We start from the raw sequence: 22,177 nt of genomic DNA on the forward strand, positions 1-22,177 counted from the left end.
AAAAGAAAAATTCCTTCAGCCTTTGTAGCGGGTAAAGATAAATTTCATGAATCGCCTGACGGCCGGAGAGAGATAGCGGTCGCTGTACCACGACAGCCCGATTTGCCTTCTGCAGCTCGGCCACTTGACGTGGACTTTTTTTACCTTGTCTTCATCTATATCCCTCTGGTCGGGAAGAAGGGCTACGCCGAGACCGGAAGCAACCAGACCGGCAAGAGTTGTGACTTCTTCACCTTCAAAAGTGATGTTCGGAGTGATATTGACCCTTCGGCAAAGTTTGTCTGCAATCTTTCTCAATTCATAACCGGGTTTCATTGAGATGATCGGTTCACTCGATATCTCGTCAAGCGTGATTGATTCTTTTTGGGCAAGAGGATGAGTGGCCGGAACCATCAGGAAAAGTTCCTCATCCCATAATTTCTCCCATTCGATATGCGAATCTTCGAGCGGGTGATGGACGAGGCAAAGATCAATTTCTCCTGCCTCAAGCTGTTTGAGCAGTGATATGTTGTTATTCTGGTAGAGCTTGATTTTTGTATTCGGATGGTGGATTTGAAAGCCGCTCAGAATATCGGGAATGATATTGACTCCCAGTGTATGAAGAAAACCGAGTGACACGACGCCATATTCCGGGTCAAGCAAAGACTTGATTTCTTTTTTAGTCATTTCAACTTCTTTTAGAATACGGTCCGCGTGTTTCAGAAAAAGTTTTCCATATTGATTAAGGATAATGTTGCGTCCCTGCCGTTCAAAGAGACTGATGCCCAGTTCTTCTTCAAGACGCGCGATCGACCTGCTTAGTGCAGGCTGTGAAATCGACAGTGCTTCCGCGGCTTTAGTCATGTGCTGCAGCTGAGCAACTTTCTGAAAGTATTCGATCTGCTGCCATTCCACTATAAATCACTCCTAAATGAAACTTCGCCTTCTGTTTGCGATCAGCAAGCCAAGTTTCTGATACCAATCTTTCTTTCGTATCTATAAGATACCACAATATGACTCCGATGCATGAATATCATTCAAATTATATATTAGAAGCATTAAAAATGCATTCATCTCAAGGAGCATTTCTGCTGAACTTAACAAGGCCACCGAACGCGCTGTGCTTGGCACACTGAAAGCAAGAACAGCAGCAATGATTAAGAGTGGAACTGGGCATCTGTGCCTTGAAGCAGAGTTTTTAAAGAAAAACAAATAAAAAAGCCCGGGTTGCCGGGCAATACATACTTTCTAATTTGAGCGAAAAAAACAATTTGGTCCATCGTAATGTAGACTATTACCGTGTTTGTTTGCTTTTTCTGATGGCAAGCCCCTTTTTTTCGAAACCATTCGGTGAAGCAAATAATGCAACCGAATCGCAGCGCAATCGAACCGAAATTTTGAAATCGAACCGAATCGGAGAAGCGCGAAACCGATTTTAATTACTTGTTCGGTATCTGAGAGATCAAAGGCTTTAATGGATTTATTTCTCCAATAAAGTGCTTTACCCTTAGATAACCGTAATCTTCGACAACAACATATTTTTGATCATCTACTTGGATAACGTCTCCTCTTTCGTATTTTCGCTTTTCTGTGTTTATTTGCACCGTTTTACTTAGGTACCATACTGTTGACTGATCAACATACTTAATAACGTACATGCTACGAATCATTATTAACCCCCCTAATTTGATGTGGTTTGTATTAGAACATCAATTCGGGGATTTATTATAACAATAAATAAACTGCCTAAATATGGAAAATGATACACATTATATGATTGGTAATCTTTAATACATAAAAAACCCCCACGCCGTAACGTGGGGAAAAAGGAAATGTTCATTTTTTATTTTTGTAGTTCGGGCTGTTTCTGTGTTCCATTATTTTCGACAAGTTTCATGATAAGACGAGCGATTGTTTTTTGCTCGTTTTGATCGGCTACACTCCATAAGTCAGCAATCAGTCTTTCCTGCTCATTCCTTGGATCCATATTTTTAGAAAGAAATCCACCGATTTTCGTCGCAACATTATTAATGGTTTCAGAACTTACACCTATATTTTCTGCTCTGTGCATTTGATCAGCTAAAAAATCTTTCCATTGATCCCAACTGTTTGACATTGAAAATCCTCCCTTATTTTGATAATTTTTATGTTGCCGCTTTAGATGCTATATTATACAAAGGCTATGTTTAAATTCAATGTTGTTTTTTCCCTCCGTTGATTGGAGCGGAAAACAACAGACAAGTTTAACAAAGCCTACAAAAAAGATCCCCGCGCCCTAGCGCAGGGATCAGTACAAAAGGGTGATGAATCACAGCCGCATCTTTATGCTTACGGTCTAGCTGTTCCTCCATAAAATGCGGTTGTTTCATAATTTATTCCCGATTGTTCTTTCATTTCCTGCCCCATAAGTTATTCTTTAACCTGATCAAAGTAACAAACTAAATTAATATGTACGCAATTTGCTTATTTTTGTATTCTATAGTACAAAAACTTATTAACATAAACGTATCCAGCGAACTATAACTTTTTGAGCATCAGTCCCATTCAAATTATATATTAGACATCATCAAATATTTGTCATAGTATAAAAATTACCAACCGAAACAGAAGGGATTGACTCTTTTATGGATTATCTCTCACCAGAGAACAAGGACTTTAAAAAGACGTTGGTAGCCTTGTTTCTGGGTAGTTTTATCATGTATGCCGATCTGTACAGTACGCAGCCGGTGATTGCGGTGATAGCAGCCCAGTTTCATGTTCCTCCGGCGGCAGCGAGCCTGACGCTTTCGGCTGCCACAGGCGCTCTGGCTATTGGCTTATTATTTGTTTCTTTTACATCAGGTATGTTTAATCGAAAAAAAATTATGATGATCGCCTTGCTTTCATCAGCACTCCTTACGGTTGCTGTCGGCTTTATTCATTATTTGCCGCTGCTCATTGCCGTTCGTTTTGTACAGGGTGCACTGCTTGCCGGTTATCCGTCGATTGCCATGGCTTACGTCAATGAGGAATTTGACAAGCGCTGTCTCGGTTATGTGATCGGTATCTATGTCAGCGGGAACAGTTTGGGCGGACTGACAGGACGGTTGATTGTCGGAACTTTCAGCGACGTTTTTTCGTGGAATGCAGCTATCGGCATTCTTGGGGGGCTGAATCTGATTATGTGTATCCTTTTTGTTGCCATGCTTCCGAAATCGAGACATTTTGATTCGAAGAAAGCATCGCTAAAAAGGACAACGGTCGGGTTTATTGAAAATATTGAATCCCCGCCACTTATATTAATTTACTGCCTTGGTTTTATTTTAATGGGCGGTTTCGTGACGGTTTATAATTACATCGGCATTCCGCTGATGGAGGCACCTTACAATCTCAGCCAGACCGTAGTTGGTTTTATCTTTATCATCTTTCTTGTCGGAACATTCAGTTCAACATGGATGGGAAGGCTGTCCGACCACACCAGCCGTTCAGGTGTCATCACGTTGTGCCTGCTTCTAATGATCGGCGGGCTGGTCACCACAATGTCAGCCCCGCTTTTTCTGAAAATCATTGGTCTGGCACTCTTTACGTTTGGCTTTTTCGGCGGCCATTCCGTGGCCAGCAGCTGGGTAGGTATTCTTGCCAATCGGCGGGAAAAAGCCCAGTCTTCCTCACTTTATCTGCTTTTCTATTACGTCGGATCAAGTGTCGTCGGTTCTGTCGGCGGGCTGTTTCTTCAAAGCTTCGGATGGGCGGGCGTTGTTTCAGCGGTAAGTTTTATATGCGCCATTGGCGTGGTTCTCTCATTTTCTGTTCATAGAATGGTGATGGTGGGTGAGATTCATCATCACCGCCATCATCAGCATGGGATTGCCGGCCAGCATATTTAATATGTCAGAAAGTCTGTCAGATTATAAAAATTCATGACAGGCTTTTTTTTGTATCTAGAAAATACTGTTTATCAGCTGTAAATAACAGCTCTGCCCCAACCCGGAAGCTTGTTTTCCTAAGTTTTCTTTACTAAAAAAATATGTTAGGCTAAACGTAATTGGATGTTTGTGATTGATACGAGACAAAGGAGTGCTTGGATTGGTGACGTTTGAAGATTACAAGTATGAACGTCCGGATGTGGATGCGTGTGAAAGGGCTTTCTCTGCGGCTTTTGATGCTTTTAAGTCAGCCTCATCGTTGGAGGAAGCGGAGGACGCAGCCGGCAAAGTTAATGAACTTCGCAAGCATCTGGATACACTGTTTAATCTGGTTGAGATCAGACATACGGTGGATACAAATGATCCGTTTTACAAAGCTGAAAATGATTTTATGGACGAAACAATGCCCATTTTCGAAGGGAAAACCACTGAGTATTACAAGTTGCTTTTGGCATCGCCATTCAGGAAAGATCTTGAGAAGAAATGGGGCAGTCAGCTGTTCGCGCTTGCGGAGGCCCAGCTGAAATCATTCTCTCCGGAAGTTATTCCACTGATGCAGCTGGAAAATAAGTGGGTTTCAAAATATACACGGTTGATTGCTGCTGCGAAAATTCCCTTTGACGGTGAAGAAAGAACACTGGCGCAGCTTGGTCCGTACGAGGAGTCAGAAGACCGTGCGATACGCGAAACAGCCCAAAAAGCACGTTTCGGCTATTTTGCGGAACATGAAGAAGAGTTTGACGATATATACGATCATCTGGTAAAGATACGGACGGATATCGCCCGCAAGCTTGGGTTTGACAATTACGCCGACCTCAGTTACTTCAGGATGGCCCGTATCGGCTATGACAAAGCGATGGTCAAAGATTATCGTGAACAGATTCGCAAGTACGTTGTTCCTGTGGCAAACAGGCTGTACGAACGCCAACGGAAGCGGATCGGTGTCGATCATCTTAAGTTCTACGATGAACCGTTCAACTTTAAAACCGGCAATGCAAAACCTAAAGGTGATTCAGACTGGATCATTGAGAACGGTAAAAAGATGTATGCAGAGCTTTCTCCCGAAACGGGTGAGTTTTTCCAATTTATGCTCGATCACCGTCTGATGGATCTGCTTGCGACGAAGGGCAAAGCCGGCGGCGGTTATTGCACGTATATTTTTGATTACGAATCACCGTTTATCTTTTCCAACTTTAATGGAACATCGGGAGATATTGATGTGCTGACTCATGAAGCCGGCCACGCGTTCCAGGTTTATTCCACACATTCAGATATTCTTGAGTATCGCTGGCCTACGTATGAAGGCGCGGAAATTCATTCAATGAGCATGGAATTTTTCACTTGGCCATGGATGGATCTGTTTTTTAAAGCAGATACGGAAAAAAGAAAGTTTGCGCATTTGAGCAGTGCTCTGCTGTTTCTTCCATACGGCGTCAGCGTCGATGAATTTCAGCACGTTGTTTATGAACATCCTGAGCTCACCCCTGCAGAACGCAAACAGGCGTGGAAAGAGATTGAAAAGAAATATCTGCCACACAGAGATTATGATGGGTTGGATTATCTGGAGCGCGGCGGTTTCTGGCAACGCCAGAGCCATATATATGAATCCCCATTCTATTATATTGACTACACGCTTGCGCAAGTGTGCGCTTTTGAATTCTGGAAAGAATCCCAGGAGGATTACAAGTCAGCGTGGAAAGATTATATTCATCTTTGCCGGCAGGGAGGAAGCCAGTCTTTCCTGGATCTTGTTAAAACAGCAGGACTTGTTTCTCCATTTCAGAAGGGCTGTGTCGCGTCGGTAGTCAGTGCAGTATCTTCCTGGCTGGATCATGTGGATGACAGCAAGTTTTGATAAGTAATTAATATGAAGCGCGGCTGATCAATGATTCAGCCGCACTTTTTTCATATGAATTTAATCTGTTGAGTACGTGTAACTAACGTGCGAAACTAACTTAGAAACGAGAGAGCCTCCACAAAATTGACCTTTAGGGACAGCCTCGTTAAAATCATTTAAATTCGGCGCACAATTATGCCTGAGCCGTGGGACGAATGATGATCTCATTTACGTCTACATCGGCCGGCTGCTCGATCGCGTACACAATCGCACGGGCAATCGCTTGCGGTGGCATCGCGAACTTGTCACGGGACTCCTCAAGCCGGGCCTTTACCTCCGGATTCGTCACACCTTCCGCAAAGTTCGTCCGGACAAAACCAGGCGAAATGATCGTCACCCGCACCTTATCGCCGGCTTCCTGGCGCAAACCCTCGGAAATGGCGCGGACAGCGAATTTCGTGGCGGAATAAACGGACTGATTCGGTACAGTCTTATATCCTGCTGTAGAAGCGGTATTGACAAAGTGTCCGAAACCCTGCTTACGAAAAACAGGCAGCGCTGCGGCGATGCCGTACAAAACACCTTTAATGTTAACGTCGATCATGTTCTCCCAATCCTTGACGCGCAAGTCGTCAAGAGGAGAAATTGGCATAACACCGGCATTGTTCACGAGAACGTCAAGCTTGCCAAACCGCTCACAAGCCAAATTAATGAGGTTGGTTAAGTTGTCCCGCTGTCTGACATCTGTGCTCGCATAGGCGACTTCACCGCCCGCTTTTGCGATGCGGGCCGCAAGAGCCTCAAGGCGATCTGTCCGGCGCGCCCCAAGTACGACTTTCGCATCACGCTCAGCGAGCAGAAGCGCAGCCGCTTCACCAATTCCGCTGCTTGCGCCTGTGAGTACAACTACCTTGCCTTTGACTCCGGATAAAGCGTAGCTGTTCATGTTATCCCTTCTTTCCGATGATTCGCCTTGCAGGGGGAAACCATTCGACTTTCTAACAGTAGCACGAATTAAATACTTTGTAAACAATAAATATATTATATGTCTATTTTGTATTTTGTTTGTGACTTGATCTTCATGTATAATGAAGATAAGGGCTTGGAGGAGGAAACGGAATGAGCACACATACGGAGAACCAGCAAGATAAAACCCGAAACAAACTGTTGAAAAAATTGATAACCTCCGTCATGAAGAAAGGTTTTCAACACTTAAGGATGGATGACATCGCCAAACATATGGACGTCAGCAGAGCCACCATGTATAAGCACTTTTCCTCAAAGGAGGAAGTGATGGAGGGTGTTGTTCGAGTCTTTGTGGATTATATCGAAACTCTGGAAGAACTGCCTCCGGAGAATGACGAGGCATCGTTCGGAACCTGGTTTCAGCAATTGTTCGGACAGACTGTATCGCTCGTCGGGACAATAACAGATGTATTTCTTAAGGACCTTCAAGCGGCATATCCGGAATTGTACGACCGATTGAAAGTTGCTTTAACCAAACGCGAACGGCAGGCTCTGGAATTTTACAGAGAAGGAAAAAATAAAGGCATCTTCAATCCGATCAATGAGCATTTCATACTGCTTCAGGATGATCTTTTGCTGCGAGAAATTATCAATGCGAAATATTTGCTTTTTAACCAAATCTCCATTCGACAAGTGCTTCGGGATTATTATCAGTTTAAAAAAATCCAATTGTTTAAAGCTGAAAAACTGTCGAAGATCGACGATTCTCAAATTGAACCCATTATCGAACATCTTGTGGAAAAGTTTCAACGGACGTTGTAGTCCGGTTTGATGCTTGCCATTGTCAAACAATATTAATAAAATACCCAAAAAGCAAAAAAATCCGAGAGGCCCATGCAATTGTGCATGGGCCTCTCGGGTTTCTCACTTTATGCCTCATTGGTTTGAGGTTTTTTGTACTGGACTTTTTAGCAAAGAGCACAAAATCAATCGCAGCTACGCAGGCAGTTTTTCCTGTCGAGGGAAAGATCACCTGTGTCCGGAGAAATACAACAAGATTATCAATAAATTTTCCATTTTATAACATCTACCGCGAGAATTGCCCAATAACACTGAGTCAATCGGAGATGGAGTTGATGCGTATAAATCAATGAAAAAAGCAGTGGACCTAAAATAACAGTTCACTGCTTTTGAATAGCGCGTCCATCGTTTGAACGTTGGCGACACTTATCCGTCCATTTTTCATCAACCACTTGGATCAAATCCTTTTCAAACTGAATATTCTTCCATGTTTCCCATGACTCGTCGGACGTAGGACTGAGTTTCCGGGAAAGGAGGGATGCCGCCGTACTTGGTGACATTTCCGGAGCCGGCGTTATAGGCAGCCAGGACGAGTGGAATATTCCCATGATAACGATTGATCAGATTACTGAGATATTTTGTCCCGCCCTCAATGTTCTGAGCAGGATCAAGTGCATTGCTGACACCGAGCGAAGAGGCTGTTTCAGGCATCAGCTGCATCAGGCCAAGTGCACCGGAGGAGCTGACCGCCGAAGCGTTGCCTCCTGATTCTGCAGAGATCACAGACTCAATCAGCCGGGGATCCACAGAATACTTCTGTGCCATCTTATCGATGATTCCGCTATAATCAGCAGTTTTTGCCGAAAAGTCATTCGTCAGGGCGGCTGTTGCCTCGCTATCCGCCGATGATGTCCCGTTGGTGCCGGCTGTTAAGTTTAACGGAGCAACGGACTCCATCTGCTGCCAGAGTGTACCGTCAGAATTTACGGAATTACCTATATCCACGCTGCTGCTAGATGTTGCAGCGGAGGCATCGCCGTTCAGCGCTCCGCCATTCTGTTCAGGTGATTGCTGCATCATGAGCATCAGCATACTTAACAGATCTGAAAAACTGTTATCAGAGGTTGCTGCTGCCAAAGGACTGCTTTGATTTTGTACGCCATCCATTGCAGTCATCGAAATAAGCCTCGACAAAGTACTGTCATCCACTGTCATTGTTTACTCGTCCCTCTTTCTTTAATTGCCTCGTACAAACGTAAAATTTTATTTTTTGAAGGTCTCCGCGGAATGGCGGATTCAAGAAGCAGTGACTGAAAAATCTGCTCTCCGGTAAGAGGTTTTTCTGCTTCATATTCGAGTTCATAATCGTGATGATCCAGATAAGAACTGCCGTCAAGAAACAGTTTTCCTTTCTGATAGGGAAACTCTGTCCGCTTTGTGACTAGTTCGCCAATATGGAGCAATTGATCCACATCGATTCCCAGATGGGCAATTGCCTGCTCTACTTCTCCTGAAGGCATAACACCGTATTGAATCAGTGCTTTGTTTTCATCCTCGGATAGCATCTGATGGGTTTCAAGAACCACGCCGTCATGGGGCTGTTTCAGAGTAAAATCATGCTGATCATTCACGTGACGGATACGCAGGGCTGACTTTTTACTTTTCAGGCCAAACGTCGGCGTGTCAAAGTAATCATTTACCTGTCTGAAAAATGAAGCATCGTCTCGGCCGAATTTACGGCAGAGAGCAATAAATTCCTCTTTGTTCAGCATATTTTTGAACTCTATTTCCAGTTCGCGTGACATCAATAGATACTCCGTTCTTTGCACAGGTGCACAGAAACCAGCAGGATAAACTCGTAACTTAGTATAAATTATGACATAATGGGGGTAAAGAAACAACAGACGAAATGGTGATTTTATACGAAAAGAATAAGAACGGCCTTTTCGCCACGTTGCCGTGTCGTGAACAGTTGGAGTGAAGACCATGGAGTGGGAGATTTTTCTGGCCCCTTACAAGCAGGCCGTTGATGAATTAAAGGTTAAATTGCGTGGTTACCGGGATCTGTATGAAGTATCCGGCAAGAACTCGCCGATTGAGTTTATTACAGGAAGGGTCAAGCCGGTCCCCAGCATTCTGGATAAAGCGAAAAGAAAAGGGATACCGATTGATCAGCTGAACACGCAAATGCAGGATCTTGCAGGTGTCCGTGTCATGTGTCAGTTTGTAGACGATATTATGAAAGTTGTCGGTCTGATTCGCAGCAGGACAGACCTGACTGTTGTTGAGGAGCGGGACTATATCAGTGAAAAAAAGGAGAGCGGCTATCGTTCCTATCACGTCGTTGTCCAGTACCCCGTGCAGACAATCAGTGGAGAGAAGAAAATCCTTGCAGAAATTCAGGTCCGCACGCTGGCGATGAATTTCTGGGCAACAATTGAGCACTCCCTGAATTATAAATATAAGGGCAACATCCCATCGGATGTCAAAGCGCGGCTGATCGGCGCGGCGGAAGCAGCATTCCGCCTGGATGAAGAAATGTCACAGATTCGGGAAGAAATATGGGTTGCCCAGCAGCGCTTTTTACAGAAAAATGCAGATACAGAATAATCAGCCGGTATTGTTCCGGACTAAAGAGATTCATTATAGATCCTGTTCGAAAGAGTGACGAAGGAGAAAAATTGCAGGCTAAAAATGCAGCATTGTGTTGCGACGCTTGCACCCGGTCTTCCATGACTGACGGAAGGTCGAGGCGGTGAAGTTTAGCGTACCGAAGCACAGATGGGCGCTACGCGAACTGGCGCGGGATGTGCTGACTTCTGCGTTGTGCGCCGGACGCGCGGCAAGCTTTTAGCAGAGGCTTCTTCTTATGCAGCCAACGAAGAGATTCACCGTTGATCATTCGATGACTTTTCGAACACCCTCTAATACTGACCATGAAGGAGATAATGACAGGAATGAAAGATAAAGACGAAACGACTGTTGCAGACGATGTTGCTGCAAACAGTCTTAGAACATTTGCTGTTGAGACGAGAGGCGACACTTTTTCAAATGCACTTCGGGAGAGGATCATGAAGGAACTGATTCATTTTCATCTTGTATATGACGAAACAGCGCCGGATCTCGTCATTTCTGTGGGCGGTGACGGCACACTGCTGCAGGCATTTCACAGATACTTAAGCGGCCTCAGCCATACGGCTTTTGTTGGTGTTCACACCGGACATCTGGGCTTCTACGCAGACTGGACGGCTGAAGAGGTAGACGAGCTGGTCGAATCCGTGGTTAGAAAAAGCCATAACATTGTGGAATATCCTTTGCTTCGTGTAGCGGTCAGCTACAGTGATACAAATGAACTGAAAACTTATCTCGCACTTAATGAATGTACGATCCGGAGCGGAGAAGGGCTGCTTGCTGCCGATGTACTCATCAGGGGTGAAAAATTTGAAAGTTTCAGGGGCGACGGCCTCTGTTTTTCCACACCGACCGGTTCAACCGCATATAACAAGGGACTCGCCGGCGCGATTATCCATCCTTCTCTGGCCTCTATTCAGCTGACGGAAATCGCTTCGATAAACAATCGCGTGTTTCGTACATTAGGATCTCCGCTAATCCTTCCCAGGCATCATCATTGTCAGGTAAAACCTGTCAATGATGCTCGCTTTAGTGTTACCGTCGATCACCTGTCCACGCTACATGATAAGGTGAAATATATTGAGTGTTCCGTGGCGGAAGAAAGGATACGTTTCGCAAGATTCCGCCCTCTTCCGTTCTGGAGGCGTGTTCGGGATTCATTTATTGGCTGATTTTTATAAAAAGAAGGGCGTGAGTTAAAAAATTCCTGATTCGGGAATTTAAAGATCTATGGATAAAACATGTTATCAGCTGCAACAATCGATTGATGCAGCGCATCAGGGCCTTTTGTTGAGGGAGTACTTGAAAAAAGAAATGCATATCTCACGCCGCATGCTGTCCGCAATCAAATATAAAGGAGGGCATCTGCAAGTTAACGGGGAGGAGAAGACTGTACGCCATGTGCTGCAGGATGGGGATATACTGACAATCACCATGCCGCCGGAAGTGCCAAGTGATTTTCTTGTCAGTGAGGAGATGCCGCTCGACATTGTTTATGAAGACGACTTTTTTGTCATCGTGAATAAACAGGCGGGGATACCGGTGATTCCTTCGCATCAGTATCCGTCTGGGACCTTGGCCAATGGACTGCTTGCTTATTTTGAAAAAGAAAATCTTGCTTCGACCGTTCATATCATAAACCGGCTGGATCGCAATACGTCAGGGTTGATGCTTGTCGCAAAGAATCGGTTCAGCCATGAGCGATTCTTCAAAATGCAAAAGCGAAAGGAAATCCATCGGCGTTACCTCGCGTTTGTGCAGGGAACGCTTAGTAATGACGAAGGGTTGATTGACGCGCCGATTGGAAGGAGAGAAGGGAGTGCCATTGAAAGAACGGTCGACTGGCGTGCCGGAAGACGATCGATCACACAATACAAAGTGTTGAAACGCTTCCCGGATTGTACCCTTGTCGCAGTCCGTCTGCAAACGGGAAGAACGCATCAAATTAGAGTTCATTTTGCATCAATGGGCAATCCTTTGCTTGGGGATGACTTATATGGCGGACCGGCAGAGCGGATCGAGCGGCAGGCACTGCACAGTTTTGAACTGCGCTTTATACATCCCTTCACCGGTGTGCCCTTTCACCTTCACGCGCCATATCCGGAAGATATGGCGCGTCTGGTAAACCTGTCTATTGAATTGAAGAAAATCTGAAAAAGTGCTGAAAATTCAGCTGAACATTAGACTCTGGGACTGCATGCGAATGCTTTGGATGAGACCGATGCAGAGCATGCTGGATAACAGGGAACTGCCTCCATAACTGAGAAAAGGAAGCGTGATTCCCGTTATCGGCATGACTTGAATCGTCATGCCGATATTTTCAAAGACTTGGAACATAATCATGCCAACGACCCCTGCGCAAATGTAAGTGCCGAACGGATCATGAGTGCTGACAGCTGTGCGGATGATCCGTTGTATCATGACGAAAAAAAGCACAATGACGGTCACCGATCCGACAAACCCGAATGTTCCGCCGATCACGGAAAAGATAAAATCGGCATAAGCTTCAGGAAGCGAGATGGACGAATTGAAAGAATGGTTAAAGAATTGCCCGGATCCAATAGAGTTCAGTGACTGGACAAGCTGGTAACCTTCCTGATTCTGGTACTGATATGGACTGGTCCAGGCGATAAACCGCTCTTTTTGATGGGCCTGCAGGACAAGATTAATGATCGCCGGGAACTTAAACCAGCTGACGGTAAGAAAAGTAAGGGCTGAGACAATTAATGCCATAAGGCCGGCAATATATTTCCAGCTGACGCCACTGACCAGTATCGTGGCGAGAATGATACTGAAAACGACAAGTGCGGAACCGAGATCAGGCTGCATGTTGATCAAAAGGAATGGCGGCACCGATACCAGAAAAATTTTCCCAAGCAGCAATAAATCTTCATGGGCACCTCTGATCGGATACAGTTCATTGTGTTTGTCGATAGTTGTCGCAAGAGAAATAATGAGAAACAGCTTCATAAATTCCGAAGGCTGGAGGTTTCCTATCCCTGGCAGTTTATACCAGCTCCATGCCCCGTTCAGCTGCTCGGCAAGTGGAACGGGAATGCCATGTTTAGCCAGCACAAGGCCAAACAGCATGAAGAGACCGATACCATATAAAATCCAGTGCATCCGCTTCAGCCGATCATAGCCAAAGGCCATGATGAGAACTAGCGCGATGGAGCTGATGATATACCACATAATCTGCAGCTTTACAGACTTAATGCCGCCTCCTCCCGTGTCGACCGGGGCGTAATAAAGGGCAACACAGCTAATGCACGCCAGTGCGAAAACAATAAAAAATAGTCCGATGTCTATTTTGTTTAAAGAGTCTCTGTTCATAATGTCGATCCTTTGTATTAATGTCGATGGTCAAAAAACCGGCCAACACTTAAATAATGATAGCCTAAAGATGTGAAAAAAGAAACTGATAATGAGCTTTTTACACAGCTATTATATTATATTCGTTTGATGAACGGATTTACTGTATCCTTTTTCGATGAAAATTTAACAGCGGGATTATAGTTATGCACTGAATATAAACGCCTGCGGATGATATGCCTTTCATGGTATAATAGCCGTTGGAAAGAAAAGAATCTCAGGGGGTCAGATGATGGATTTAACTTTGGAAGGGCGCACCTATGTCGTTATGGGCGTAGCCAACAAAAGAAGTATTGCGTGGGGTATTGCACAGGCGCTGGACAGGGCGGGCGCACGGCTGATATTCACCTATAACAACGAAAGATTTCGCGAGCCTGTTGAAAAACTTGCTGCGACCTTAGATGGAAAGGACAGCCTTTTCTATCCATGCGATGTAACGGACGATGAAGAAATTGAAAGCACATTTGCAAAAATAAAGGAAGATGTCGGCCAGATACAGGGCCTTGCCCATTGCATTGCTTTTGCTAAGAAGGAAGAACTTGACGGCGACTACATGAATACGACCCGTGACGGGTTTCTACTGGCGCAGAATGTCAGCGCTTATTCCCTGACTGCTGTGCTGAAAGCGGCCAAGGGGCTCATGACAGACGGCGGCAGTGTGGTGACGATGACTTATCTTGGCGGCGAGCGCGTCGTTAGAAATTACAATGTGATGGGTGTCGCTAAGGCGAGTCTTGATGCCAGTGTGAAATATCTGGCCAATGATCTGGGCAAGGACAACATCCGCGTCAATGCCATCTCGGCAGGCCCGATCCGCACGTTGTCGGCGAAGGGCATTTCCGATTTCAACAGTGTGCTTAAAGTGATTGAGGAGAAAGCTCCGCTGCGTCGGTCAATCAGTCCGGAGGATGTCGGCAATACTGCTCTCTTTTTGTTCAGTGATCTCTCTAAAAACATTACCGGCGAAACGATTCATGTCGATGCCGGATTCAATATTGTCAGCATCTGACTTGTTTTTCAGTAGTACCGGCTGTTTCTTCTCTGTCACTTTACCTGAGGGAAGAAGCAGTTTTTTATATAATGAATGGCCCTTTTGGAGTTTGGTGATCGAGCTGCACCGAATGCATCGTATTTGCATATAGTGTCACGAGACCAATTCAGGAGGAGATATTAATGCCAGAAGGAAGTAAAAAAGAGCCTAAGGTTATTCACGTGGATAAATTGATCATAAAAGCAGATGAGGTGATCTTCCAGCCTGAAAAGAATCATCCGGAAGTGAATCGTCCGAATGTCACGCATACTGAAAATCGCCCCCATGTGCCCCCTGTGCCGCGTGATTTCTGGGGATTTCCGCTGCCCGGATTTACAGCGCGTGAGAATAATCCGGCGGTTAGCCCGGAAACAGTTGAGAAGGAAGAAAAGCAGGAAGAAAAGCACGAAGACAAGTAAAGTACGTGACGTATAACTTTTTTGAAAAGCCCGGACCGAAATGGCCTCGGCCTTTTTTCTGATTGAGAAGAATTATATTTTAAGGGGAATCAGCCGGGCAAATTAATTGGAGATCGTTTGGATCGTTTGGACATAGAGGCCGTCTTCATCCCGCCATTCGGCAAGCATAACACGGCGGGAATTGTCAATTGAGCGCTTTGACAACTCACTTTTGAGCCACTCCTCGGTTTTCCCGGATTCTTTAAGATTTTTTTTAATGATGACACCGTCACTGATCAGCGTGATGGGGACGGAGACGGTACGCATGGAAAGCTTCAGATCCCCTCGATTGACCTTTTCGTATTCCGGTCTTCTGATGACTGAAATCTTTCCGTTAGGTTCGAGAACCGCAAAACTTATCTCCCGTATTGAAAAAACTTCCCGGTCACGAAGCAGCATCTGTAAATGATTCATATCCACCTTATTTTTTTTCAGTGCCTCTCTGTCAATCAGGCCGTTTCGAATAACGATTACCGGCTGGCTTTCGAAAAAAGCGCGTGTTTGATGTACTTTTAATGTTATAAGATCAATCATGTAAATTAAGATGCCCCAGAAAAAAATTGCAAACAGGACTTTAAAAATATGTGTCTGAGGATCATAAATGGCATCACTGACAAAATCGCCGACGACGATCATGGAAATAAAATCAAACGGTGTCGCTTCGGACATGGACGCTCTGCCCATGACTTTTGTCAGCAGGAGCAGTCCAAATAAACCGACACTCAGTTCGATCACAATAGAGCCCACTGTTTCCAACTTTCCCGCCCTCCGCCTGATGACCCGATGAAACATAAAAAAACGGGCAGAATGAAATATGGTTATATCATGCGCCGGAAGAGCTATTTTATTCAAGCAGTTCTCGCTGGATCGTGTCCGGTGCGTGTGCACTTTCTTGCCTTGCGGAACAGATTTGAGCTATGATAACGGTGCGGTCAGTATCCGAATTTTTCAAGCAGTGCCAGGCGGAGGTCGGGCTGCCAGGCTCTCCATGTGTGAGAACCGTCCGTCTCGTGAAAAGAATACGAATGCATCCCGCGTTGGCACAGTGCATGATGGAGCTTTTGATTGTAATAGTCAAAATCTTCAATTTTGCCCGATGTTGTCTTTACAGCCGTTTCATGCCGCCCAATTGAATGATATACAGAAAGTGGAATACTTTCGCGATGAGCCAAAATCTGATCGACCATATTCTGGCTGACAAATGGCGACTGCATGATGACGTTTCCGAACAGATCAGGACGAGCGAGGGCAGCAAGCAAAGACAAAGTTCCGCCGAGTGAATCACCGATCAGCGTTCGGCCATCCGGTTCTGAAACGATTGGGAAACGGCTGGCAACTGCGGGGAAAACTTCTTCTGTCAGCGTTTCGAGATAAGCACGGTGCAATGATCCTTCAGGATGGTAACATTCTCGGCGTGATTGAAGATTCTCGTAAGGTATAGCAATGATGATGATTGGCTGCAGGATTTCCTTGCTGATCCAATCATCTGCGAGGCTGGACAGTCGCCCGAGCTGAATGTATTCGCGTCCGTCCTGGGCGATCAATACCGGATATTCTTTTCCCGGTTCATCATGGGGTGGAAGATAAGCGATTATCGGGAGCGTTCGGTTTAGAAAGCGGCTGGTCAATGGTACATCTATCATTTTTCCTGAGAGCTTCACAATCTGTCCCCACCTTGAAATCATTTTTATGTCCATCGTAGCATAATATGGACAAAGGGGAACTTGTACGGTTCAACATCTGATCGACCGGGTGGAATACCTTGGAATATCAGTGAAATCTTATTGAAAGGTTAACGAAATGGAAGGGGTTTGGCATATATGAGTGATGATAAATTTTCAAAAAGCATGACCTATGCACCTGGTTTGCCAGAGGATGCAACCTTTTATTCGGCGCATAAGAAAAGAGTGACATCCCGGGCGATATCGGTGGCAGTTGAGCATGCGCTGAAAGAGCGCGGGGTAGGGGTTGAGGATATAGCGGAAATTGTCTTCGATCTTCAGCGGCCATTTATGCCCGGATTGACTTTGGCGGCGTGTGCTGAAAATGTGAAAGGCGCACTTGCCAAAAGAGAATTGCAGCATGCCATATTGGTCGGTGTTGAACTTGACAGGCTGGCTGAGAAAAAATTACTTTCCGAACCGCTTCAATCCTTGGTGGATCAGGATGAAGGGTTGTTCGGGGTTGATGAAACAATTGCGCTTGGCGCAGTATCAAGCTTTGGCAGCATTGCGGCGACCACATTCGGTTATCTCGATAAAGTTAAGCCAAAGATTATCGGGAAGCTGGATCTGGCTAAGCATGGACGTGTGAATACATTTTTAGACGACCTGGTAGCAAGTATTGCAGCGGACGCGTCGAGCCGGCTTGCCCATCGGGTCAGAGATGATGAAGAAAAACGATTGTCCACAAATAAATAGCAAGGCTGAAAACGGATCCGTTAAGTTTGGGTCTGTTTTTCAATTGTCAAGCAACGCAGATATGCTATAATAATTCTAATTCCTAGTAAATTGATTTGCTAAATGTATTAAACATAAGATTCCTTGATTGAGGTGCTGAAAATGACAAGCTTCCTGATTCTTCACGGATTTGGCGGCAGTACGGATGGACATTGGCAGGAGTGGTTGAGCAAAAAACTGGATGAAAACGGCTTCAAGGTATACTTTCCGCAATTTCCGGACTGGAACCGTCCCCAAAAATCTGTTTGGCTTTCAGCATTAAATGGCACAATGGAAGCAATAAGTAATGATGAGAAGCTCATTGTTATCGCGCACAGCCTGGGCTGCGTCTTATGGCTCCATTATGCTGCTCAAAAGACAAGGAGAAAGGTCAGCCGAGCCGTCCTGGTTTCTCCTCCTGCCAGTTCTCCGGGACCTGAAATGTTAAATGTTTTCTTCCCTGAAGCATCTGAACGGAAAATGGAAGCAGAGGAAGCAGTACAAAGCTTTTATCCGTTTCCCGACAACAAAAAAACTCTTTCATCTGCTGCTGATCAGACTGTAATTATTACCTCGACGACCGATCCTTTTTTACCGGGAGATTCTGTGTTTGATTATCGCGCTTATGGTGTACCGATTCTTTTACTTCCGAATAAGGGTCATATCAATGTCAGTTCAGGTTTCGGGCCCTGGCCGTGGATACTGAATGCATGTCTTCAGGGCGCCTTACCGTTTCCGGAACATATCCATTGATTCTTGATTGCAAGTCATTAAGGGTGAAATAACGGATCATGTGATTGCTAAACAACAAAGCCGAGGGCACTTTCCCCCGGCTTTGTTGTATTCCGCTTAATTGGCCTTTGACAAGTTATAGTAAGTTTCCAGTTCTCTCAATGAAAGTTCATACAGCTGCTGATTTTTCGCCTTATATATGCCAAGATCCAATAATTTTCCAATAATCATTTCTTTTTTTTCTTCGCTACTGCTGTCGAACAGTTCATACATGACTTGCACTCCCCTTTATCCATGTGGTTTCCCCAACAATCAGGCAACGGTTAAAAGGTCATTTTTAGCATTTTTTATTACATGTTCATTTTACCGTGATCTTAAAAAAAAATCCATCGGTCTGTCATTTTATCTAACATCAATGTTGTTATTCCATAATGGGTGTTGTAATATTATCTTACAATGTTGATTACAACATCTTCTTTCGGCGATAACGAGGAGGAAAGGGAAATGGCAGCGCACTCCCAGAAAGATGCTTATCTTTATAAAAAAGTAATTTCAATAGGTACGGTTTGTGAATTGACGGGTCTTAGTGAACGGCAAATCCGTTACTACGAGAAGAGAAAATTGATTTTTCCGGAAAGATCGGAAAGAGGCAATCGAAAATATTCCTTTTCAGATGTAGAGACGCTGATGGATATTGCCAACAAAATGGAAGATGGTATGCAGACATCTGAACTGAGAAAAGAAATGCAAAAAAAGCAAAGCAAACGGTACGACAGCAAACTCAGAGAACGGATGATCAAAGGTCAGCTCAACGCGTATTTTAATAAAAGAGACTGAAAAAAGTTTTTGGAATTCGGCGGAAATTGATCATCTATTTGAATGGCTTGTCTGACAGCTGCTTCGGGGAGCTGCTTTTTTTTGCTTTCGTCGACCGAACAGCTGCCTTACATAATATCGAAACTGTGTAATAATATTGGAAATCATGCTGCTTTTTGATAGAGTCTCTTACTCTGCAGAAGATTCTACATATCAATCGGGCCAGTTCTTCTTTCTACTGTTGCACGGTCGTTGCCTGCTGCTCATCATCCAAAAAATTAACTGATGTTTTAGAAGGATATACGTTAAAAATTTTACATAACTGGCAATTGATTTGAATGAACAGCTATTTAATGAGCAGCAGGCTTATTAAGCTGGTTCAAATGACTGAACTTTGAGCTATTTAACTGCGTCACAGAATAGACACAGTATAGACATTATTCAGTCACTAAATTGGCACTAACTTTCTGTAGAACCACAGGAAAGAAGTTGTAAAGTAATAAATGAAGTGTGACATCTGTTACATTCGGCGCGAATATTCAAACAGATTGGACGTGCAGAACATATTTACTGTCGTCCACACAGTCAGCCCGTCATCTGTAAAATGATTGATACGATGACTGCTTTGGTCGTTTCGAATTCAACGATGGCCACACAAAACTGACAGCGTTTGTCAGGGTTAATCATTTATAACCGCTTACAGTAGTGGTGCGATCATTCCCAATAACACACGTAGAGAAGGGGAGAACGTATGGACGTATTGAGCTTGGCAAGGTTTCAGTATGCAGCAACAACTATTTTTCACTTCTTTTTTGTGCCTTTATCTATTGGCCTCGTACTGATCATTTCTATTATGGAGACGATGTACGTTGTCAAAAAGAATGCACTTTACAAAGAAATGGCGCAATTCTGGGGTAAACTTTTTCTGATTAACTTTGCCATTGGCGTGGTTACCGGAATTCTTCAGGAATTCCAGTTCGGCATGAACTGGTCACAGTACTCCAGATTTATGGGCGATGTCTTCGGTGCGCCGCTGGCGATTGAAGCATTGCTCGCTTTTTTCCTTGAGTCCACTTTTATCGGTCTGTGGGTTTTCGGCTGGGACCGTCTTTCAAAGGGGGCCCATCTGACTTGCATCTGGCTGGTTACGGCTGGGACGAGCCTGTCGGCGCTCTGGATCCTGACAGCAAACTCTTTTATGCAGCATCCGGTTGGATTTGCCATCCAACACGGACGGGCAGTGATGACCAATTTTGGCGCGTTGCTTGCCAATCCACAGTTGTGGGTTGAGTTTCCGCACACGATTTTCGGCTCTTTTGCAACAGGTGCCTTTGTTGTCGCAGGCATCAGCGCGATTGTGCTGCTAAAGAAAAAGAATATCGAGTTTTATAAAAAGTCATTTAAGATCGGCATCATCGTTGGATTGATTTCCGGAATCCTGCTGGCGTTCTGCGGTCACTTCCAGGCGCAGTACCTTGTGCAGACACAGCCAATGAAGATGGCGGCGAGCGAGGGACTCTGGAAGGACAGTGGCAGTCCCGCCGCGTGGACAGTCATTGCATCAATTAATACGACAAAGCATCAGAATTCAGGCGAGATTCAAATCCCTTATTTGCTGGATTACTTGTCATATGGCAAATTCAGCGGCAATGTAAAGGGAATTGATACCCTGCAGAAAGAATATGTCGCAAAATATGGGAAGGGCAACTACATTCCTCCTGTTAAGACGACATTTTGGAGTTTCCGTATCATGGCAGTCATGGGTGGCATTCTGTGCATTCTTGGCATTGTCGGAGCTATTCTTTTATGGAGAAATAAGCTGGTTGAAAGCAAGTGGTTCCTGCGCCTCATGGTTGCTGCGATTGCTGTTCCTTATATAGGCAGCACGACAGGATGGCTGATGACAGAGATTGGCCGGCAGCCGTGGACGGTGTTTGGCTACATGCAGACAGCCGCCAGCGTCTCGCCAAACGTATCAGCGGGTGAGCTGCTGTTCTCAATCATCTCATTTATAGCGATGTATACCATTCTGGGCGCTGTGATGGTTTATCTGTTTGCACGTGTCGTCAAGCAGGGACCGGCACTTGATAACAAAGAAACGCTACAATCTGACGATCCGTTTGACGGGGAGGCGTATCACGTTGTCACTGAATGAATTATGGTTCTTGTTAATTGCCGTTTTATTTATCGGATTCTTTTTCCTTGAGGGCTATGATTTTGGCGTTGGCATGGCTACTCGTTTTGTTGCGCGAAATGATCTGGAGCGCCGGGTGCTGATCAATACGATCGGACCGTTCTGGGATGCCAATGAAGTTTGGCTTATTACTGCCGGAGGTGCCATGTTCGCCGCATTCCCGAATTGGTACGCGACGCTCTTCAGCGGTTTTTACGTGCCGCTTGTTGTTATGCTGCTTCTGCTGATCGCGCGAGGAACGGCTTTCGAATTCAGGGCAAAAGTAGCCCATCCGAAATGGGGTGAGACATGGGATTGGGCCATTTTCATTCCCAGCCTGCTTGTTCCTTTTCTGTGGGGCGTCGTTTTTTCTTCACTCGTTTATGGGCTGCCGATTGACAGTAAAATGAACATGCACGGTGTTTTTTCGAGCTTTGTCAATCCTTACACAGTGCTCGGCGGTTTGCTGATCACACTGCTCTGTCTGTATCACGGACTCGTTTACCTTTGCCTGAGAACGACTGATGAACTGCGTGACCGCGCACGTGCTCTCGCCACTAAGATTTTTTGGCTTCTTGCGGCGGCAGCGATCGCTTTCGTCGTGGTGACCTTCTTTGTTACTGATCTGTTTGCACGCAGAGGGGCGTGGCTGTATCCGATTTACGTGCTTGATGTGCTGGCACTCGTTTTATCTGTCCTGTTTCTCGGAAAAAAACACGATGGCTGGGCTTTTGGTATGAATGCCGGCGTTATTCTGCTGACGGTGTCTTCTTTATTCATCGGGCTGTTCCCAAGGGTTATGATCAGCAGTATCAAATCGGCTTATGATCTGACTGTTTACAATTCGGCATCCGGTCCTTACTCATTAGGTGTAATGACCATAGTTGCTGTCACGCTCCTGCCTTTTGTTCTCGGATACTCCATCTGGAGCTATACAGTTTTCAAAAAAAGGGTATCGAAGAAGGAGCATCTGGAATATTGATTCCAAGAGATAGAAGAGAAGGGACGTGAATGCTTGGCTCTGTGACGACTAGAGTCG

At 45.0% G+C, this 22,177-nt stretch carries 23 protein-coding genes; 13 read left to right on the plus strand and 10 right to left on the minus strand.

Annotation, left to right across the window (positions count from 1 at the left end; translation table 11 throughout):
- Positions 1-15: 15 nt before the first annotated feature.
- The 3 genes from COP04_RS08010 to COP04_RS08020 form a co-directional block, all read right to left on the minus strand.
- Positions 16-894 carry a LysR family transcriptional regulator gene (locus tag COP04_RS08010; RefSeq protein WP_100487487.1) on the minus strand — a complete coding sequence of 293 codons (879 nt, stop codon included), beginning with the start codon at positions 892-894 and terminating at the stop codon, positions 16-18.
- 524 nt (positions 895-1,418) lie between these two features.
- Positions 1,419-1,649, minus strand: a complete 231-nt coding sequence (locus COP04_RS08015) for a hypothetical protein (protein ID WP_100487488.1) — start codon at positions 1,647-1,649, stop codon at positions 1,419-1,421.
- 173 nt (positions 1,650-1,822) lie between these two features.
- Positions 1,823-2,095 (minus strand): DUF3243 domain-containing protein, encoded by a 273-nt coding sequence (locus COP04_RS08020; protein ID WP_100487489.1) that lies wholly within the window; start codon positions 2,093-2,095, stop codon positions 1,823-1,825.
- 508 nt (positions 2,096-2,603) lie between these two features.
- Here COP04_RS08020 and COP04_RS08025 point away from each other — a divergent pair.
- Positions 2,604-3,845: an MFS transporter gene (locus COP04_RS08025; RefSeq protein WP_100487490.1), complete on the plus strand. Its 1,242-nt coding sequence runs from the start codon at positions 2,604-2,606 to the stop codon at positions 3,843-3,845.
- Between the two features lie 202 nt (positions 3,846-4,047).
- Complete coding sequence (locus COP04_RS08030) at positions 4,048-5,739, plus strand: M3 family oligoendopeptidase (protein ID WP_100489597.1); 1,692 nt, start codon at positions 4,048-4,050, stop codon at positions 5,737-5,739.
- 175 nt (positions 5,740-5,914) lie between these two features.
- On the opposite strand, the gene COP04_RS08035 is transcribed toward COP04_RS08030, so the two are convergent.
- Positions 5,915-6,667 (minus strand): SDR family oxidoreductase, encoded by a 753-nt coding sequence (locus tag COP04_RS08035; protein ID WP_100487491.1) that lies wholly within the window; start codon positions 6,665-6,667, stop codon positions 5,915-5,917.
- Between the two features lie 173 nt (positions 6,668-6,840).
- Here COP04_RS08035 and COP04_RS08040 point away from each other — a divergent pair, with 173 nt between their 5' ends.
- Complete coding sequence (locus COP04_RS08040) at positions 6,841-7,509, plus strand: TetR/AcrR family transcriptional regulator (RefSeq protein WP_100487492.1); 669 nt, start codon at positions 6,841-6,843, stop codon at positions 7,507-7,509.
- A 447-nt stretch (positions 7,510-7,956) separates the two neighbouring features.
- On the opposite strand, the gene COP04_RS08045 is transcribed toward COP04_RS08040, so the two are convergent.
- Positions 7,957-8,703 (minus strand): lytic transglycosylase domain-containing protein, encoded by a 747-nt coding sequence (locus COP04_RS08045; RefSeq protein WP_100487493.1) that lies wholly within the window; start codon positions 8,701-8,703, stop codon positions 7,957-7,959.
- Positions 8,700-9,293 (minus strand): CYTH domain-containing protein, encoded by a 594-nt coding sequence (locus COP04_RS08050; protein WP_100487494.1) that lies wholly within the window; start codon positions 9,291-9,293, stop codon positions 8,700-8,702. The genes COP04_RS08045 and COP04_RS08050 overlap by 4 nt, the downstream gene beginning before the upstream one ends.
- Positions 9,294-9,474: 181 nt before the next feature.
- On the opposite strand from COP04_RS08050, the gene yjbM reads away from it, so the two are divergent.
- From yjbM to COP04_RS08065, 3 genes are all read left to right on the plus strand, one after another.
- Positions 9,475-10,098 (plus strand): GTP diphosphokinase, encoded by a 624-nt coding sequence (gene yjbM / locus COP04_RS08055; protein ID WP_100487495.1) that lies wholly within the window; start codon positions 9,475-9,477, stop codon positions 10,096-10,098.
- 347 nt (positions 10,099-10,445) lie between these two features.
- Positions 10,446-11,291 carry an NAD kinase gene (locus COP04_RS08060; protein WP_100487496.1) on the plus strand — a complete coding sequence of 282 codons (846 nt, stop codon included), beginning with the start codon at positions 10,446-10,448 and terminating at the stop codon, positions 11,289-11,291.
- A gap of 58 nt (positions 11,292-11,349) precedes the next feature.
- On the plus strand, positions 11,350-12,273 hold the full coding sequence (locus tag COP04_RS08065; protein WP_100487497.1) for an RluA family pseudouridine synthase: 924 nt from the start codon (positions 11,350-11,352) through the stop codon (positions 12,271-12,273).
- A gap of 15 nt (positions 12,274-12,288) precedes the next feature.
- Here the strand turns inward: COP04_RS08065 and COP04_RS08070 are convergent, their stop codons facing one another.
- The gene (locus tag COP04_RS08070) at positions 12,289-13,452 is read right to left on the minus strand and encodes an FtsW/RodA/SpoVE family cell cycle protein (protein WP_100487498.1); all 1,164 of its coding nucleotides are present in this window, start codon (positions 13,450-13,452) and stop codon (positions 12,289-12,291) included.
- Between the two features lie 271 nt (positions 13,453-13,723).
- Here COP04_RS08070 and fabI point away from each other — a divergent pair, with 271 nt between their 5' ends.
- Both fabI and COP04_RS08080 read left to right on the plus strand, forming a co-directional pair.
- Positions 13,724-14,500, plus strand: a complete 777-nt coding sequence (fabI, locus tag COP04_RS08075; RefSeq protein WP_100487499.1) for an enoyl-ACP reductase FabI — start codon at positions 13,724-13,726, stop codon at positions 14,498-14,500.
- Between the two features lie 164 nt (positions 14,501-14,664).
- Positions 14,665-14,940: a hypothetical protein gene (locus COP04_RS08080; protein ID WP_100487500.1), complete on the plus strand. Its 276-nt coding sequence runs from the start codon at positions 14,665-14,667 to the stop codon at positions 14,938-14,940.
- Between the two features lie 102 nt (positions 14,941-15,042).
- Here the strand turns inward: COP04_RS08080 and COP04_RS08085 are convergent, their stop codons facing one another.
- Both COP04_RS08085 and COP04_RS08090 read right to left on the minus strand, forming a co-directional pair.
- On the minus strand, positions 15,043-15,726 hold the full coding sequence (locus tag COP04_RS08085) for a DUF421 domain-containing protein (protein WP_239984963.1): 684 nt from the start codon (positions 15,724-15,726) through the stop codon (positions 15,043-15,045).
- Between the two features lie 185 nt (positions 15,727-15,911).
- On the minus strand, positions 15,912-16,664 hold the full coding sequence (locus COP04_RS08090; protein WP_157800232.1) for an alpha/beta hydrolase: 753 nt from the start codon (positions 16,662-16,664) through the stop codon (positions 15,912-15,914).
- Positions 16,665-16,826: 162 nt separating this feature from the next.
- On the opposite strand from COP04_RS08090, the gene COP04_RS08095 reads away from it, so the two are divergent.
- Together COP04_RS08095 and COP04_RS08100 are read left to right on the plus strand one after the other, a co-directional pair.
- Positions 16,827-17,399 carry a phosphatidylglycerophosphatase A family protein gene (locus COP04_RS08095; RefSeq protein ID WP_420852784.1) on the plus strand — a complete coding sequence of 191 codons (573 nt, stop codon included), beginning with the start codon at positions 16,827-16,829 and terminating at the stop codon, positions 17,397-17,399.
- Between the two features lie 141 nt (positions 17,400-17,540).
- Positions 17,541-18,170, plus strand: a complete 630-nt coding sequence (locus COP04_RS08100) for an RBBP9/YdeN family alpha/beta hydrolase (RefSeq protein WP_100487503.1) — start codon at positions 17,541-17,543, stop codon at positions 18,168-18,170.
- Between the two features lie 96 nt (positions 18,171-18,266).
- Here the strand turns inward: COP04_RS08100 and COP04_RS08105 are convergent, their stop codons facing one another.
- Entirely contained in the window at positions 18,267-18,422 is a 156-nt protein-coding gene (locus COP04_RS08105) for a Fur-regulated basic protein FbpA (RefSeq protein ID WP_100487504.1), read from the minus strand.
- Positions 18,423-18,653: 231 nt separating this feature from the next.
- Between COP04_RS08105 and COP04_RS08110 the strand changes: the two genes are divergently transcribed.
- From COP04_RS08110 to cydB, 3 genes are all read left to right on the plus strand, one after another.
- Positions 18,654-18,986, plus strand: a complete 333-nt coding sequence (locus COP04_RS08110) for a MerR family transcriptional regulator (protein WP_100487505.1) — start codon at positions 18,654-18,656, stop codon at positions 18,984-18,986.
- A gap of 730 nt (positions 18,987-19,716) precedes the next feature.
- Positions 19,717-21,120 carry a cytochrome ubiquinol oxidase subunit I gene (locus tag COP04_RS08115; protein WP_100487506.1) on the plus strand — a complete coding sequence of 468 codons (1,404 nt, stop codon included), beginning with the start codon at positions 19,717-19,719 and terminating at the stop codon, positions 21,118-21,120.
- Positions 21,107-22,120 (plus strand): cytochrome d ubiquinol oxidase subunit II, encoded by a 1,014-nt coding sequence (cydB, locus tag COP04_RS08120; protein WP_100487507.1) that lies wholly within the window; start codon positions 21,107-21,109, stop codon positions 22,118-22,120. The genes COP04_RS08115 and cydB overlap by 14 nt, the downstream gene beginning before the upstream one ends.
- Positions 22,121-22,177 lie beyond the last annotated feature (57 nt).

The organism is Sporolactobacillus pectinivorans (assembly GCF_002802965.1).
In the GTDB taxonomy this organism is placed as follows: domain Bacteria; phylum Bacillota; class Bacilli; order Bacillales; family Sporolactobacillaceae; genus Sporolactobacillus; species Sporolactobacillus pectinivorans.

Coding starts and splice junctions, on each gene's coding strand:
- COP04_RS08015 (WP_100487488.1), bottom strand. CDS start 1,649: ATGATTCGTAGCATGTACGTTATTAAGTATGTTGATCAGTCAACAGTA.
- COP04_RS08020 (WP_100487489.1), bottom strand. CDS start 2,095: ATGTCAAACAGTTGGGATCAATGGAAAGATTTTTTAGCTGATCAAATG.
- COP04_RS08025 (WP_100487490.1), top strand. CDS start 2,604: ATGGATTATCTCTCACCAGAGAACAAGGACTTTAAAAAGACGTTGGTA.
- COP04_RS08035 (WP_100487491.1), bottom strand. CDS start 6,667: ATGAACAGCTACGCTTTATCCGGAGTCAAAGGCAAGGTAGTTGTACTC.
- COP04_RS08040 (WP_100487492.1), top strand. CDS start 6,841: ATGAGCACACATACGGAGAACCAGCAAGATAAAACCCGAAACAAACTG.
- COP04_RS08045 (WP_100487493.1), bottom strand. CDS start 8,703: ATGACAGTGGATGACAGTACTTTGTCGAGGCTTATTTCGATGACTGCA.
- COP04_RS08050 (WP_100487494.1), bottom strand. CDS start 9,293: ATGTCACGCGAACTGGAAATAGAGTTCAAAAATATGCTGAACAAAGAG.
- yjbM (WP_100487495.1), top strand. CDS start 9,475: ATGGAGTGGGAGATTTTTCTGGCCCCTTACAAGCAGGCCGTTGATGAA.
- COP04_RS08060 (WP_100487496.1), top strand. CDS start 10,446: ATGAAAGATAAAGACGAAACGACTGTTGCAGACGATGTTGCTGCAAAC.
- COP04_RS08065 (WP_100487497.1), top strand. CDS start 11,350: ATGGATAAAACATGTTATCAGCTGCAACAATCGATTGATGCAGCGCAT.
- COP04_RS08070 (WP_100487498.1), bottom strand. CDS start 13,452: ATGAACAGAGACTCTTTAAACAAAATAGACATCGGACTATTTTTTATT.
- fabI (WP_100487499.1), top strand. CDS start 13,724: ATGGATTTAACTTTGGAAGGGCGCACCTATGTCGTTATGGGCGTAGCC.
- COP04_RS08080 (WP_100487500.1), top strand. CDS start 14,665: ATGCCAGAAGGAAGTAAAAAAGAGCCTAAGGTTATTCACGTGGATAAA.
- COP04_RS08090 (WP_157800232.1), bottom strand. CDS start 16,664: ATGATTTCAAGGTGGGGACAGATTGTGAAGCTCTCAGGAAAAATGATA.
- COP04_RS08095 (WP_420852784.1), top strand. CDS start 16,827: ATGACCTATGCACCTGGTTTGCCAGAGGATGCAACCTTTTATTCGGCG.
- COP04_RS08100 (WP_100487503.1), top strand. CDS start 17,541: ATGACAAGCTTCCTGATTCTTCACGGATTTGGCGGCAGTACGGATGGA.
- COP04_RS08105 (WP_100487504.1), bottom strand. CDS start 18,422: ATGTATGAACTGTTCGACAGCAGTAGCGAAGAAAAAAAAGAAATGATT.
- COP04_RS08110 (WP_100487505.1), top strand. CDS start 18,654: ATGGCAGCGCACTCCCAGAAAGATGCTTATCTTTATAAAAAAGTAATT.
- COP04_RS08115 (WP_100487506.1), top strand. CDS start 19,717: ATGGACGTATTGAGCTTGGCAAGGTTTCAGTATGCAGCAACAACTATT.